Source organism: Amycolatopsis thailandensis (genome assembly GCF_002234405.1).
In the GTDB taxonomy this organism is placed as follows: Bacteria; Actinomycetota; Actinomycetes; order Mycobacteriales; family Pseudonocardiaceae; genus Amycolatopsis; species Amycolatopsis thailandensis.
In genome coordinates this window covers 1-14,354 of the sequence record NZ_NMQT01000016.1, presented here as the reverse complement: position 1 = coordinate 14,354, position 14,354 = coordinate 1, and the positions used below count along the sequence as shown (strand labels likewise).

Genomic DNA, 14,354 nt, shown 5'->3' with positions numbered 1-14,354 from the left:
CGTCGATTTCGGATTATCGCGGGCACCCGACGTGACCGCTACTTGGCAAAAGAGACCATGTTCACACCGTCGGGTGTGGTGTGGTGATTTTCTGACATGTGACCCGTGACGCGGGGGACGGAAGACTCTCAGCCGCCCTCCGTAGACTGGCCGGAACGGCGGAAGAGGAACCAGGCGAGGTGGGAGAGTGACGTTGCTCGAGTCCGTGCACGGACCGGCCGACTTGAAGCGGATGGACCAGGAGCAGCTCGGCGAGCTGGCCGCGGAGATCCGCGACTTCCTGGTCGAGAAGGTGCGGCTCGCCGGTGGTCACCTGGGCCCGAACCTGGGTGTGGTCGAGCTGACGATGGCGCTGCACCGGGTCTTCGACTCGCCGAGCGACGCCATCGTGTGGGACGTCGGTCACCAGGCGTACGTGCACAAGATCGTCACAGGCCGTCATGACGGCTTCGGCAAGCTGCGCCAGCTCGGCGGCCTCACCGGCTACCCGGCGCGCGGCGAGAGCGAGCACGACCTCGTCGAGAACAGCCACGCGTCGACAGCGTTGTCCTATGTGGACGGTCTGGCGAAGGCGTTCGAACTCGGCGGTGGCGGCAGGCACGCGATCGCGGTCGTCGGCGACGGCGCGCTGACCGGCGGCATGTGCTGGGAGGCGCTCAACAACATCGCCGCGAACCCGCGCCGCCCGGTCGTCATCGTCATCAACGACAACGGCCGCTCCTACTCGCCGACCATCGGCGGCGTCGCGGACCACCTCGCTTCGCTGCGGCTCAAGCCGGGCTACGAGCGCGTTCTGGACCGCGGCAAGGAGTTGCTGCGGCACACGCCCATCGTCGGCAAGCCGATCTACGCGGCGCTGCACGCGGCGAAGGCGGGCCTCAAGGACGCGCTGAGCCCGCAGATGATGTTCTCCGACCTCGGCCTCAAGTACCTCGGCCCGGTCGACGGGCACGACCTCGTCGCGCTGGAGAAGGCTTTCCAGAGCGCTCGTGACTTCGGCGGCGCGGTCATCGTGCACGTGGTCACCGAGAAGGGCCACGGCTACGAGCCCGCGGTCACCAACCAGGCCGACCAGATGCACCAGACCGATCCGATCGACCCGGAGACCGGCCTGCCGCCGGTCAAGGGCCCGAGCTGGACCGGCGTCTTCGCCGACGAACTGGTCAAGATCGGCGCCGACCGCGAGGACGTCGTCGCGATCACCGCGGCCATGCTGCGCTCGACGGGGCTGCACAAGTTCGCCGAGGCGTACCCGGACCGCTGGTACGACGTCGGGATCGCCGAGCAGCACGCGGTGACCTCGGCCGCCGGTCTCGCGATGGGCGGCAAGCATCCCGTCGTCGCCGTCTACTCGACCTTCCTGAACCGGGCGTTCGACCAGGTCCTGATGGACGTCGCGCTGCACCGTCAGCCGGTGACGCTGGTGCTGGACCGGGCGGGCATCACCGGACCGGACGGGCCGAGCCACCACGGCATGTGGGACCTGTCGCTGCTGGGCATGGTGCCGGGCATGCGGGTCGCCGCGCCGCGCGACGCCGGCACGCTGCGCGAGGAACTGCGCGAGGCCGTCGCGGTCGAGGACGGGCCGACGGCACTGCGGTTCTCCAAGGGCGGCGTGATCGACTCCGTGCCCGCCGTCGAGCGTGTCGGCGTGGTGGACGTGCTGCGCAAACCCACCGGCGACGCCGACGTCCTGCTCGTCGCGGTGGGCGCGTTCGCCATGCTCGGGCTCGCCGCCGCGGACCGGCTGGCCGACCAGGGCATCGGTGTGACCGTGGTGGACCCGCGCTGGGTCGTCCCGGCGCCCGCCGAACTGGTCGCGCTGGCCGAGCAGCACAAACTCGTCGTGACCGTCGAGGACAGCGGCCGCCACGGTGGCTTCGGGTCCGCGCTGGCCGCGCTGTTCCGCGACGCCGAATGCGACGTCCCGCTGCGGGACCTCGCGGTGCCGCAGGTGTTCCACGACCACGGTTCGCGCGAGGAGGTGCTGGCCCGGGTCGGGCTGACCGCGCAGGACGTGGCGCGACGGGTGACCGAGTGGTCGGCGAACCTGGCGAGCCGGACGCCCGCTCCGGAGGACACGCACCGCTGACAAGCACGCGTGTCACGTCAGCGACCGTCGATCGTGAGCCGCGTCATCGCGCGAGCCCGGGGTGGCGACCGGGCTCGTGAAATTGCCCCGGTCACGACCAGATCCGGAGGGGTGTGTGGAAACAGGGACACTCAACGTCCCTATTTCCACACACCCCCACTCCGGGACCAGGGTAGGCGTCCGGCTACCTGACAAGCGCTATGAAAGGCCCCTTCATTGCAAAATTTGCAATGAAGGGGCCTTTCATTGCACGCGTCAGGCCCGCCAGACGGTGCCCCGCGCTCGTACTCCAGCACCACCTCGGCCCGCTGAGCAGCCTTCGCGCCCAAGAAGCGCTCCACGAGCCAGAGCGAGACCTCGAGCCCCGCGGTGATCCCGCCGCCGGTGATCAGGTCGCCGTCGTCGACGACACGCGCGTCGATCACCTTCGCGCCCTGAGCGGCCAGATCCGCCTTCGCGCCGTTGTGCGTCGTCGCGTTCCGGCCCTTCGTCAGGCCCGCCGCGGACAGCACCATCGTTCCGGTGCAGATCCCGACCGGCAGCGCCCGCGAAGCGGCGAGGCGGCGCAGGAAACCCTGATCCGCGTTGAGCCGGTGGACGCCGGGGCCGTTCCGGTCGGTGTAGCCGCCACCGGGCACCACGAGAACGTCGGCCTCGCCCGGCGACCAGCCGCGCGGGACCTCGACGACGGTGCCGTAGGTGCAGCGCACCGGACCCGGCCGTAGCCCCACGAGTGACGAGACCACGGCCCCGCCGGTGAGCTTCCCCGCCAGGCCGAGTACTTCGACGGGTGCGATGAAGTCCTGTTCCTCCACGCCGTCGTACATCAGGATCTGCACCCGCAACGGGGTGGCGGCGGAAGCGGCGGGCGCGGCCACGCCCGCCAGACCGGCGGACAAAGCTGAAGCACGCAGAAAAGTTCGGCGTTGCAAGACGACCTCCCAGGTGATGTAACCCAGTGGTCGCGCGAAAACCGCCTCAGGTTCCCGTGAGCCGGGCGACCGAGCGGACGACGAGGTCGCGGGTCGCGGCGGGGGAGGAAAAGCTCAGGAACGACAGGTGCAGGACGAGGCTCAGCAGTTCCTCGGCGTCGAAGTGGCCCGGCACGGAACCCGAACGCTGCGCGGCCCGGATCGCGGCCACCTTGTCCGCGTGTGCCCGAACCTCCGCTTCCGGAACGGCGTCGAAGCCGTTCTCCAGCCGCAGCCAGCCCATGAGCCGCAGGACTTCGGGATGCTCCAGGTACCGGTCGAACAGCCGTCCCGCGTAGCCGGGCAGGTCGTCGGGGGTGATCGGGACCGCCTTGATCGCCGCGTCCACCTGCTCCTGCACGACGGTCTCGAACAGGTGCTCCTTGCTGCAGAAGTAGGCGTAGATCAGCGCCTTGTTGGCGCCGGCGTTCTTCGCGATGCGGTCCACCCGCGCGCCCGCGATGCCGTACGTGGCGAACTCGGTCGTCGCCGCGTCCAGCAGCTTCCGCTTGGTCGCTTCCTTGTCCCTGACCATGTGACCCAGTCTAACTAACTGGTTGGTTGACAGCTAGCGGGGGCCGTGGCAGCCTGAATTTGCAACCAACCAGTTAGTTAGGAGCGGGACATGAAGGTCGCACTGGTCACTGGCGCTTCCGCGGGAATCGGCGAAGCCACCGCCCTCGCTCTGCGCGACGCGGGCTACACCGTCTACGGCGCCGCGCGGCGCGTCGAGCGGATGACCGGGCTCGCCGAACGCGGGGTCAAGGTCCTCGCGATGGACGTCACCGACGACGCGTCGATGGTCGCGGGCATCGAAAAGATCATCGAGGAGTCCGGCCGCATCGACGTCCTGGTCAACAACGCGGGCTACGGCTCGTACGGCGCCTTCGAGGACGTGCCGCTCTCGGAGGGGAAGTACCAGTTCGAGGTCAACCTGTTCGGTCTCGCGCGGCTCGTCCAGCTGACCACGCCGCATATGCGCGCCCAAGGCTCGGGCAAGATCGTGAACGTCTCGTCGATCGGCGGCAAGATCTACGAACCACTCGGCGGCTGGTACCACTCGACCAAGTTCGCGGTCGAAGGACTGAGCGACTCGCTGAGGTTGGAGCTCAAGCCGTTCGGCGTCGACGTCGTGGTGATCGAACCCGGCGCCATCAAGACCGAATGGGGCGGCATCGCCGTCGAGAACCTGCTCAAGACCTCGGGGGAAACCGCCTACGCGCCACAGGCCAAGGCGCTGGCGAAGTTCTTCGGCCAGGCCGAGCGAGGCTCCCACCCGAAGGTGATCGCCGACGTCGTCCTGAAGGCGGTCCGGGCCCGGCGCCCGAAGACCCGCTATGCCGCGGGTCTCGGGGCGAAGCCGATCCTGTTCGTGCGCCGGGTGCTCCCGGACCGCGCCTTCGACGCGCTGTTCCTCGGAGTGCTGCGACGCTTCGCCTAGGGTCGGGCTCCGCCGTCACCTGCCCGCCCAATAGGGTGATCCCCTGGTTTTGACGTGGCCGTTTCACCGGCCGAGAAGGGGACGACCAGTGTCGACTACGGGCCTGCTCGAGGCGGAATCCGACGTGACCCGGGCTTGGTATCGCAGGCCGCGCGTATGGACCTGGATTCTCTTCGGTCTGGCCGCGGTGGTGTTCGCCGAACTGGCCTGGCGCCGCCGGTGGATGAGCGACGACGGCCTCATCGTGCTGCGGACGGTCCGGAACCTCCTCGAAGGCGACGGACCGGTGTTCAACGCCGGCGAGCGGGTCGAGGCGAACACCAGCACGCTGTGGACGTTCATCGTGGCCGGGCTCGGGCTGCTCGGGATCAAGCTGGAATGGGCCGCCGTGCTCTCCGGGCTGGTGCTGGCCGTCGCGGGTCTCTGGTTCGCCATGGACGGCGCGCGGAGGTTCCACCGGCCCACCGGATCGGGGCTGGCCGTCCCGGCGGGCGCCCTGCTGGTCTGCGTGCTGCCGCCCTTCCGTGATTTCGCCACCTCCGGGCTGGAAACCGGGCTCATCACGTTCTGGCTCGGCCTCACGTGGTGGCTCGTCGTCCGGCTCGCCCTCGACGGGGACACGGTGCGGGCCTGGCCGGTCGCGCTCGTGATCGGGCTCGGCCCGCTGGTTCGCCCGGACCTCGCGCTGTTCAGCGCGCTCGCGTTCATCGGGATGATGGTCGCCGGGTGGCGGGGCTGGAAGCATCTGCTCGGCCTCCTCGCGGTCGCGGGCGCGTTGCCGGTGGCGTACCAGATCTTCCGCATGGGTTACTACGGGCTGCTCACGCCGAACACTGCGCTGGCCAAGGAAGCGTCCTCCGCGCACTGGGGCCGTGGCTGGCGGTACCTCGCCGATCTCGTCTCCCCGTATTACCTCTGGGTACCGGTGCTGCTGCTGGCGGCCGGGCTGGTGCTGCTGCTGCGCCGGGTGCCGCGGAACCGGGCGCTGTGGGCGCTCATCGCGTTCCCGCTGCTCTCCGGGCTGGCGCTGGCGCTGTACGTCATCCGGCTCGGCGGGGACTTCATGCACGGCCGCATGCTGCTGCCCGCGTTGTTCGCGGCCCTGCTCCCGGTCATGGCCCTGCCGTTCACCCGCTGGACGGCCGTCGTCCTCGCCGGGGTGGGCGTCTGGGGTGTCGTCGCGCTGGGCTGGCTGCGGGTGCCGTACGAGGACGCCCCCAAGGCGTACAACAAGGCCTCCGGCATCGCGGACGAGCGCGGCTACTGGTCCGCCGTCACCCGGCACGAGCATCCGGTGACCATCGAGGACTACATGCGGTCGCCGGACCTGGACCTCCCCGTCGCGATGGCGGCCGTCCGGAACCTGCCCGGCCCCTCGGTGCTGGTGTATCGCGCCGGGGCCTGGCGTCAGTACGCCTCCGACAAGCCGTACAGCACGGTGTTCTCCGGCAGCATCGGCGCCTTCGGGCTCGTCATGCCGCGGGACGTCCGTGTGCACGACGGGTACGGACTGGTGAACTCGATCGCCTCCCACACCACGCTCGTCTTCGCCAGCCGCAGCGGACACGAGAAGGACATCAGCCCGACGTGGGCGATCGGCGAGGCGGGCAGGACGGAGGTCGACGCGACCGGCGACGCCAACGGGTTCGCCGCCGAAGACATCCTCGCGGCGCGCAAGGCCGTCCAGTGCCCCGAAGTACGCGAGATGCTGGACTCGGTCCGCGCCCCGCTCACCGCGGGACGGTTCTGGGACAACCTGACCGGCGCGGTCGGCCGGAACTCCTTGCGGTACCCGGCCGATCCGCGTCAGGCGGCCGACTGCGGCTGAGGTTCCAGGTCCGGCCCGGGCGCGGGCTCCGCGGCGTTCCCGGGCCGGTAGACCTCGCGGGGCTCGGGGAAGAGCTTCACCAGCACCGGATACGCGATCGCCGCCGTGCACAGCGTCACGACCATGCTGATGTCGACGCCGCCCGCGACGTCCTTGAGCGGCCCGGCGATCATCGGCGTGTTGGCGGTCAGCAGGCCCAGCGTCGTCGCCGGGATCCACGCGGCCATCGCGCGCCAGTTCACCCCGCGGGTGAACCAGTAGCGCCCGCCCTTGCGGCCCTGGTTGAACACCTGGAGGTCGTCCGGGTCGTAGAACCCGCGCCGCAGCACGAACCCGATCATCATGATCACCATCCACGGCGAGGTGCACAGCACGATCAGCGTGGCGAAGGCGTTGATGCTGGACACCATGTCCAGCACGAAATTGCCGACGAAGATGAACACGACACTGAGCGAGCCGATCAGCAGGGTCGCCTGGACCCGGCTCAGCTTCACGAAGATCGAGCTGAAGTCGAGACCGGTCCCGTAGAGCGACGTCGTGCCGGTGGACAGCCCGCCGATCAGCGCGACCACGATCAGCGGGATCGCGTACCAGAGCGGGGAGATCGCGGTCAGGCCGGTGATGTAGTCGGCCGGATCCGCGACCAGGGTCGCGGTGGCGATGCCGAACCCGAACGGCAGCAGCGTCGCCACCTGCGCCAGGAACGGCGCCGCCAGCAGGGAACGGCGGCTGTGGCGCGCGGGGATGTAGCGCGTCCAGTCGCCGAGGAAGGCGCCGAACGAGATCGGGTTCGCCATCGTGGTGAGCGCGGCGAGGATCCAGGTCGGCCAGAAGTCCCCGAGCGCGTACGTGCCGGTGCCGGCGAACCCGGGGTCGAACGTGCCGCCGTAGGCGATGATCCCGAGCAGCATGATCGCCGTGCCCAGCACCACGGCGACCCGGTTCACCAGCAGCATGAACCGGTAGCCGTAGATGCACACCACCAGCGTCGCGATCGCGATGACGCCGTACGCGACACCGCGCAGCACTTCGCCGCCGTCGAAGCCGAAAAGCCGTTGCGCCGCACCGGCGACGGCGTCGCCGCTCACCCAGACCGAGATGGCGAAGAAGGTGATCGCCGTCAGCAGGGAGAGGAAGGAGCCGACACAGCGGCCGACGACGCCGAAGTGCGCGCCGGAGGAGACCGCGTTGTTGGTCCGGGTGAGCGGGCCGAACAACGACATCGGCGAGAGCACCAGCGCGCCGGCGACCACGCCCGCGACGGTGGCGGCCACCGCCGCCCGGAAACTCAGGCCGAAGGCGATCGGGAGGGTCCCGAGGATGATGGTGGCGAAGGTGTTCGCGCCGCCGAACGCCATGCGGAACAGGTCGCGCGGACGCGAAGTCTGTTCCTCGGGCGGGATCGGCGCGATGCCGTGCTGCTCGACTTCGGTGACCTTGTCACCCATGGGGACCTCCAAGTGCGCGTTTCGTCCTCTGAATGCGGTGGTTCGTACTGCCAACTACCGCGTTCAGAGGACGAAACGCGGTCAGGCGAAGCGGGTCATGACGTGCTTGACGCGGGTGTACTCGGCGAAGGAGTAGGACGAGAGGTCCTTCCCGTGGCCTGAGTGCCCGAAGCCGCCATGGGGCATTTCCGAGACCAGCGGCCCGTGGGTGTTGACCCAGACGCAGCCGAAGTCGAGTTCGCCCGAAACGCGGGTCGCGCGTGACAGGTCGTGAGTCCAGATCGACGACGCCAGCCCGTAGGGGACGCCGTTGGCCAGGCGCACCGACTCGTCCTCGTCCGCGAAGGACTGGACGGTGATCACCGGGCCGAAGATCTCCTCCTGCACGATCTCGTCGTCCTGCTTCAGGCCCGAGATCACGGTGGGGGAGAAGAAGAATCCGCGGTCACCGGCGGGGGTGCCGCCGGTCTCCACGCGGGCGTGCGACGGCAGCCGCTCGACGAGCCCGCGGACCCGGCCGAACTGCGCCTCGCTGTTGAGCGGGCCGAAGTCCGCGCCGGGCTTCTGCGCGGCGGCGGCCTTGGTCAGCTCCGTGACGAACTCGTCGTGGATCGCCGCGTCCACCAGTACCCGGCTCCCCGCGGTGCAGTCCTGCCCGGCGTTGTAGAACGCCGCGCCGACGATGCCCTCGGCCGCCTCGGCGAGGTTCACGTCGCCGAAGACCAGCAGCGGCGCGTTCCCGCCGAGTTCCAGATGCGTGCGCTTGAGGTCGGCCGCCGCGACGGTGGCGACGTCGATGCCCGCGCGGGTCGATCCGGTGATCGACACCAGTTCGGTGATCGGGTGCTTCACCAGCGCGCGGCCGGTGTCGCGGTCGCCGCACAGCACGTTGAAAGCGCCCTGCGGCAGGAATTCCGCCGCGACCTTCGCCAGCAGGACGGCCGTCGACGGCGTGGTCTCCGCGGGCTTCAGCACGACGGTGTTGCCCGCCGCCAGCGCCGGGGCGATCTTCCAGACACCCATCATCAGCGGGTAGTTCCACGGCGCGATCTGCGCGCACACGCCGACCGGTTCGCGGCGGATCGCCGAGCTGTGCCCCGGCAGGTACTCCCCGGACGCGGTGCCTTCGAGCTGCCGCGCCGCGCCGGCGAAGAACCGCAGCGCGCTGACGCACTCCGGGATCTCCTCCTCCAGCACGACGGCGCGGATCTTGCCGGTCTCGCGGATTTCGAGCTCGGCGAACTCCTCCGCGCGGGTCTCCACGGCGTCGGCGATCTTCAGCAGCGCGAGCTGCCGCTGCGCGGGTGTGCTCTTGCGCCACACCTTGAACGCGCGTCCGGCGGCCTCCAGTGCGGCGTCCACATCGGACTGCTCGGACAGGACGCTGGTGCCGAAGATCTCGCCGGTGGCGGGGTTCGTCAGGTCGAGCGTCCGGGAGCCCGCCGCCGGGACCTCGGCGCCGTCGACGAAATTGAGGACCTGAGTCATTTCTTCTCCAGGTGGGTCGGCTCGAACATCTTCAGGAGGGCGGGGAGGACGACCACCGACGGACCGGGGGTGCCCAGTGCTTCGGCCAGGTCCTTCCCGACGGTGTCCAAAGAGGACTCGGTGGCGCTGACGCCGAAAGACTTCGCCAGGGCGGCGAAATCGGGACGGGCGAGTTCGGTGGCGGTGGACTGGCCGAAAGCGCCGGTCAGGTACTCGCGCAGGATGCCGTAACCGCCGTCGTCGATGACGAGCCACGTGACGTTCAGCCCGTGCTGGACCGCCGTGGCCAGTTCCGCGACGCCGTACATCGCGCCGCCGTCACCGGACACCGCGAGCGCCGGGCCGCCGGTCGCCGCGGCGCCGCCGAGCGCGCCGGGCAGGCCGTAGCCGAGCCCGCCCGCGCCTTGGGCGGTGTGGATCGGCGCGCCCTCGGGGTTCCACGCCGACCAGGCCCAGTAGGCCGCGATCGTCATGTCCCAGAACGTCTGCGTGCCTTCGGGCACCGCCGCGCGGATGTCGTCGATCAGCTTGCGCTCGACTTCGAGTGGCTGGCCGTCGAGGCGTTCGCGCACCTTGGCCAGCAGGTCCGCCACCGCCTTTTCGGCGACGCCGTCGGACTGGCGGAACGGCACCTGCTCCAGCAGCGCATGCAGGGCGAGCCGGACGTCGGCGTGGATGCCCAGCGCCGGGTAGTTCGACTCCAGCTTCCCGAGATCGGCCTCGACCTGGATCATCCGGCCGCGCGGGGCGAACTCGCGATAGTTGCTGGACAGCTCGCCGAGCCCGGAACCCAGCACCAGCAGCACATCCGCGTCCGAGAGGAACTCGGTGCTGTGCCAGTCCTCAAGCCAGGACCGCCCGGAAAGTTCGTGGTCCCAGCCGAAGACGCCCTTGCCGCCGAACGTCGACAGCACCGGCGCGCGCAAGGCCTCCGCGAGCGCCTTCAGCTCCGCCCTCGCGCCCGAGCGCAGGGCGCCGCCACCGGCGAGGATCACCGGATTCTTCGCCGCGCCAAGAAGATTCGCGGCTTCGGTGACGAGTTCCGGCAACGGGGCGAGCGGAGCGGGCCGCGCCGTCACCGAGGTGATCTGCGGCAGATCCGTCGTCGCCAGCAGGATGTCCTGCGGGATTTCGACCCACACCGGGCCGTACGGCGCTGTCGCCGCCGATTCCCACGCCTCGCGCAACGCCGTCGGGATCTGGCTGACGGTGCGCACTACGTGCACCGACTTCACCACATCGCGGAAACTGGCCTGCTGATCGGGCAATTCGTGCAGGTACCCGTGCCGTCCGCCGCCGAGCCCGGCGACCGGGATCTGGCTGGAGATCCCGAGCACCGGGACCGACGCCGCCCGGGATTCCTGCAGTGAAGCCAAAGTCAGCAGCGCGCCGGGGCCGGTCGACACGATCATCGGCGTCACCGGGACCGGGCCCTCGGGGTCCGCCGCGAGCCGGGCACGAGCGTGCCCGTCGGCCGCGAACGCCAGGTTGTTCTCCACCCGCGAGCTGATGACACGCAGGTCGTCCGTGCGCCGCAACGCTTCGAACAGGCCGAGCGCGTGCTGGCCGGGCAGGCCGAACACGGTGTCCGCGCCGAGCGCGTGGAGGGTTTCGACGACTACGTCGCCGCCTATCCGTTCAGTGCTGGTCATGCGCCCTTCCCCAAACTGAGCAGGCTCACCAGGTCGTAGGCGACGTGGGAAGCCGCGATGGCGGTGATCTCGGCATGATCGTAAGCCGGGGCCAGCTCGACGACATCCGCTCCGACGAGGTTGCAGTCCCGCAGCCCGCGCAGGATCTCCAGCAGTTCGCGGCTGGTCATCCCGCCCGCTTCGGGGGTGCCGGTACCCGGCGCGTGCGCCGGGTCGAGCACGTCGATGTCGACCGAGATGTAGAGCGGGCGGCCGCCGATGCGCTGGCGCAGCGCGTCGACGGTCTCGGCGACCCCGCGGCGCATGACGTCGCCGGAGGTGACGATGCCGAATCCGAGACGGCGGTCCTCTTCCAGATCCCGCTTGCCGTACAGCGGGCCGCGCGTGCCGACGTGGGACAGCGCTTCGGTGTCGAGGAGGCCTTCCTCGGACGCCCGCCGGAACGGGGTGCCGTGCGTGTACGGCTCGCCGAAGTAGGTGTCCCAGGTGTCGAGGTGCGCGTCGAAGTGCAGCAGCGCCACCGGTCCGTGCTTCTTCGCCGCCGCCCGCAGCAGCGGCAGCGCGATCGTGTGGTCGCCGCCGACGGTCACCAGCCGCGTCCCGCCCGCGGTCAGCGCCTCGGCCTCGTCCTGCAGGGTCTCGATCGCCTCGCCGATGTTGAACGGGTTGAGCGCGATGTCCCCGGCGTCGACGACCTGCGTTTCGGCGAACGGCGAAACGTCGAGTTCCGGGTGATACGGGCGAAGGAGCCGGCTGGCCTCACGGAGCGCGGCGGGGCCGAAGCGCGCGCCGGGGCGGTAGGACACCCCGGCGTCGAACGGCACCCCGACGACGGCGACGTCCGCGTGCTCGACCTGATCGAGCCGCGGCAGCCTCGCGAAGGTCGCGAAACCGGCGAACCGGGGCACCCTCGAAGAGTCGACGGGTCCGATCGGGCTTTGCTCAGCCACTGTTTCTCCTTTGGATGGTTTCAGGACTTCGAAGCGGCGAGTTTCGCCTCTTCTTCTTCGGCGACCGCGCTGCCGTTCAGGCGGCGGGTCCACACGGTGAGGATTTCGTCCGAGGTGCGCGGGGTGAGGAAGCTGACCACCAGGTACACCGCCAGGCTCGAGCCGAGGCCCCAGTAGATCGGGCTGTTGGCCTCGACGCCGTCGACGAACATGAACGTGATGACCACGACGGTACCGACGACCATCGACGCGAGCGCGCCTTGACGGGTGCCGCGTTTCCACGCCAGTCCGCCGATGATCGCGACCAGCAGGCCGCCGACGAGGATGTCGTAGGCGATGGTCAGCGCGTTGACGACGTCGTCCACGATCATCGCGATGCCGATCGCGACGAGGCCGAGGACCAGCGTGGTGACCCGGTTCCGCGCGACCTCGTTGACCGCTTTTTTGAGGCCCAGCTTGGAAAGCAGGTCCGACGTGCTGACCGTGGAGCAGGCGATGAGCGCGCCGCTCGCGGTCGACATCATCGCCGACAGCGCCGCCGCGAGCACCAGGCCGCGGATCCCGGCGGGCAGCTGGTCTTCGACGATGGTCGCGAACGCGTCCTGCGCGCTGGCGAGGTTCGGGTACAGCGCCTTGGCCGCGGTGCCGATCAGCGCGCCGGCGAGGCCGTAGACCAGGCAGTAGACGCCGGAGATGACGCCGCCGCCGGTGGCGATGCCGGGCGTGCGGGCGGTGAACACGCGCTGCCAGATGTCCTGGCCGATCAGAAGCCCGAAGCTGTAGATGAGGAAGTAGGTGAAGATCGTGTCGCCGCCGATGGCGGTCAGCTCGAAGTAGCTCTCGTCCAGCCGTGCGGCCATCCCGTCGAAGCCACCGGCCGAGACGATCGAGACCGGCAGCAGGATCAGCAGGATGCCGATGGTCTTGATGACGAACTGGACGATGTCGGTCAGCGTGATCGACCACATGCCGCCGAGCACCGAGTAGAGCACCACGATCGACCCGCCGATGGCGATGCCCGCCCAGCTCGGCACGGTGAAGAGGACCTTGAAGATGGTGGCGAACGCCAGCGTCGAGGTGACGGTCAGCATCAGCGTGTAGCCCCACATGACGACGCCGGAGATGGCGCTCGTGGAGCCGCCGTAGCGCAGGTCGAGCATCTCGCCGACGGTGTAGACGCGCAGCTTCACCAGCCGTCGCGCGAACAGCGTGTGGAGGACCAGGATGCCGACGCCGATCGCGATCACGAGCCAGGCGCCGGAGATGCCGTAGGTGTAGCCGAGCTTCACGCCGCCGACCGTCGAAGCGCCGCCGAGGACCACCGCGGACATCGTGCCCGAGTACATGAACCAGCCGAGGCGACGGCCCGCGACCAGGTAGTCGGACTTGGTCTTGGCGAGCCGCAGCCCGAACCAGCCGACCCCGATCATGCCCGCTATGTAGAGCGCGATCACCGCGTAGTCACCGGCCACGGTGTCCTCCTTGACTTGGGGCTTTGTTCGCTTCGGGCCACCGTAGGTTCGTTCGCACCTTGAACGACATGGGATGATCCATCCGAACTCCGGCGCGAATGAGGATGGAATGACCCGAACCCACGATCCGCTCGACTCGGATGTGAATGTCCCGTTACGGGCCGTGGTCGGCAACCCGGAACTGGCACTCGACCCGGTCGTGGAGACCCTGCGCCCGGGCGCGCTCGACGCCCCGGTGCGCTGGGCGCACGTCAGCGAGCTGCGGGACCCAGCGCCGTACCTCCTCGGGGCGGAACTGCTGCTCACCGCCGGGGTGAACCTGCCCTCGGAGCCTTCCGAAGTCGACCTCTACGTCCGGCGGCTGGCCGGCAGCGGGATCTCCGCGCTGGGGTTCGGGCTCACCCCCGGCGCCTACGAGACGTTGCCGTCTTCGCTGCGGACCGCGTGTGCCCGGCACGGCCTCCCGCTGCTGATCGTCCAGCCGCGGACACCGTTCCTGGCGATCAGCCGGGCGGTGTCGGTCGCGCTCGCCGAGGCCGGGCAGCGGGAACAGCGGCGGATCGCGGTCGCGCGCGAGGCGCTGACCAGGGCGGCCGGTGACGGACTCGGCGAACTGGCGAGCGCGCTGGCCGGGCGGCTGGGGGCCTGGGTGGCGCTGGTCGGCGTCGGCGACGTCCTCGCCGCCGAGCACGGGGCGCCGTCGCCGCTGCCCGCCGAGGTCCGGGAACTCGTCGCCACGCTGCGGGCGGGCCGGGGGATCCGCAGCGCGACGACGGAACTGGCCGACGGCACGCCCGTCGTCGCGCAGCCGGTGTACCCGCAGGCGACGGCGTCGCATCTGGTCGTGGTCGGCCGGGTCGCGCGGTTCGACGGCGCGGACCGCTCGATCCTGTCGGTCGGGGCGGCGCTGCTCGGGCTGGCGGGCCGCGCCGGTTCGGACGCGGCCGGGCTGGGTGCCACCGCCACGGCGTTGCTGCTGGGGGAGACCGGCGTGGTCGGCGGGGAGGAACGC

Annotated in this window: 11 protein-coding genes; 4 read left to right on the top strand and 7 right to left on the bottom strand. The window is 70.0% G+C overall.

Annotated features, from left to right (window positions below; genetic code table 11):
• Positions 1–187 precede the first annotated feature (187 nt).
• Positions 188–2,092 (top strand): 1-deoxy-D-xylulose-5-phosphate synthase, encoded by a 1,905-nt coding sequence (gene dxs / locus CFP71_RS04530; RefSeq protein ID WP_093932567.1) that lies wholly within the window; start codon positions 188–190, stop codon positions 2,090–2,092.
• Between the two features lie 140 nt (positions 2,093–2,232).
• Here dxs and CFP71_RS04525 read toward each other — a convergent pair whose 3' ends face one another.
• Complete coding sequence (locus CFP71_RS04525; RefSeq protein ID WP_244199551.1) at positions 2,233–2,991, bottom strand: DJ-1/PfpI family protein; 759 nt, start codon at positions 2,989–2,991, stop codon at positions 2,233–2,235.
• Between the two features lie 79 nt (positions 2,992–3,070).
• Positions 3,071–3,598 (bottom strand): TetR/AcrR family transcriptional regulator, encoded by a 528-nt coding sequence (locus CFP71_RS04520; protein ID WP_093932566.1) that lies wholly within the window; start codon positions 3,596–3,598, stop codon positions 3,071–3,073.
• 90 nt (positions 3,599–3,688) lie between these two features.
• On the opposite strand from CFP71_RS04520, the gene CFP71_RS04515 reads away from it, so the two are divergent.
• Both CFP71_RS04515 and CFP71_RS04510 read left to right on the top strand, forming a co-directional pair.
• The gene (locus CFP71_RS04515; protein WP_093932565.1) at positions 3,689–4,504 is read left to right on the top strand and encodes an oxidoreductase; all 816 of its coding nucleotides are present in this window, start codon (positions 3,689–3,691) and stop codon (positions 4,502–4,504) included.
• Positions 4,505–4,592: 88 nt separating this feature from the next.
• Positions 4,593–6,332, top strand: a complete 1,740-nt coding sequence (locus CFP71_RS04510) for an arabinofuranosyltransferase AftB family protein (protein WP_093932564.1) — start codon at positions 4,593–4,595, stop codon at positions 6,330–6,332.
• Here the strand turns inward: CFP71_RS04510 and CFP71_RS04505 are convergent.
• The 5 genes from CFP71_RS04505 to CFP71_RS04485 all read right to left on the bottom strand — a co-directional run bounded on the left by CFP71_RS04505 (position 6,311) and on the right by CFP71_RS04485 (position 13,342).
• Positions 6,311–7,780, bottom strand: a complete 1,470-nt coding sequence (locus CFP71_RS04505) for a purine-cytosine permease family protein (protein WP_093932563.1) — start codon at positions 7,778–7,780, stop codon at positions 6,311–6,313. The genes CFP71_RS04510 and CFP71_RS04505 overlap by 22 nt on opposite strands.
• An 81-nt stretch (positions 7,781–7,861) precedes the next feature.
• Positions 7,862–9,268, bottom strand: a complete 1,407-nt coding sequence (locus CFP71_RS04500; protein ID WP_093932562.1) for an aminobutyraldehyde dehydrogenase — start codon at positions 9,266–9,268, stop codon at positions 7,862–7,864.
• Positions 9,265–10,920, bottom strand: coding sequence for a thiamine pyrophosphate-binding protein (locus tag CFP71_RS04495; protein WP_093932561.1), 1,656 nt, complete (start codon positions 10,918–10,920; stop codon positions 9,265–9,267). The genes CFP71_RS04500 and CFP71_RS04495 overlap by 4 nt, the downstream gene beginning before the upstream one ends.
• Complete coding sequence (speB, locus tag CFP71_RS04490; protein WP_167405996.1) at positions 10,917–11,870, bottom strand: agmatinase; 954 nt, start codon at positions 11,868–11,870, stop codon at positions 10,917–10,919. The genes CFP71_RS04495 and speB overlap by 4 nt, the downstream gene beginning before the upstream one ends.
• A 20-nt stretch (positions 11,871–11,890) precedes the next feature.
• Positions 11,891–13,342 carry a sodium:solute symporter family protein gene (locus CFP71_RS04485; protein WP_093932560.1) on the bottom strand — a complete coding sequence of 484 codons (1,452 nt, stop codon included), beginning with the start codon at positions 13,340–13,342 and terminating at the stop codon, positions 11,891–11,893.
• A gap of 109 nt (positions 13,343–13,451) precedes the next feature.
• On the opposite strand from CFP71_RS04485, the gene CFP71_RS04480 reads away from it, so the two are divergent.
• The coding region (locus CFP71_RS04480; protein ID WP_208635880.1) for a PucR family transcriptional regulator ligand-binding domain-containing protein at positions 13,452–14,354 on the top strand (903 nt) is incomplete at its 3' end.

Excerpts from the sequence above, each read along its gene's own strand:
- CFP71_RS04520 (WP_093932566.1), bottom strand. The coding sequence starts at position 3,598 with ATGGTCAGGGACAAGGAAGCGACCAAGCGGAAGCTGCTGGACGCGGCG.
- CFP71_RS04515 (WP_093932565.1), top strand. The coding sequence starts at position 3,689 with ATGAAGGTCGCACTGGTCACTGGCGCTTCCGCGGGAATCGGCGAAGCC.
- CFP71_RS04505 (WP_093932563.1), bottom strand. The coding sequence starts at position 7,780 with ATGGGTGACAAGGTCACCGAAGTCGAGCAGCACGGCATCGCGCCGATC.
- CFP71_RS04500 (WP_093932562.1), bottom strand. The coding sequence starts at position 9,268 with ATGACTCAGGTCCTCAATTTCGTCGACGGCGCCGAGGTCCCGGCGGCG.
- CFP71_RS04495 (WP_093932561.1), bottom strand. The coding sequence starts at position 10,920 with ATGACCAGCACTGAACGGATAGGCGGCGACGTAGTCGTCGAAACCCTC.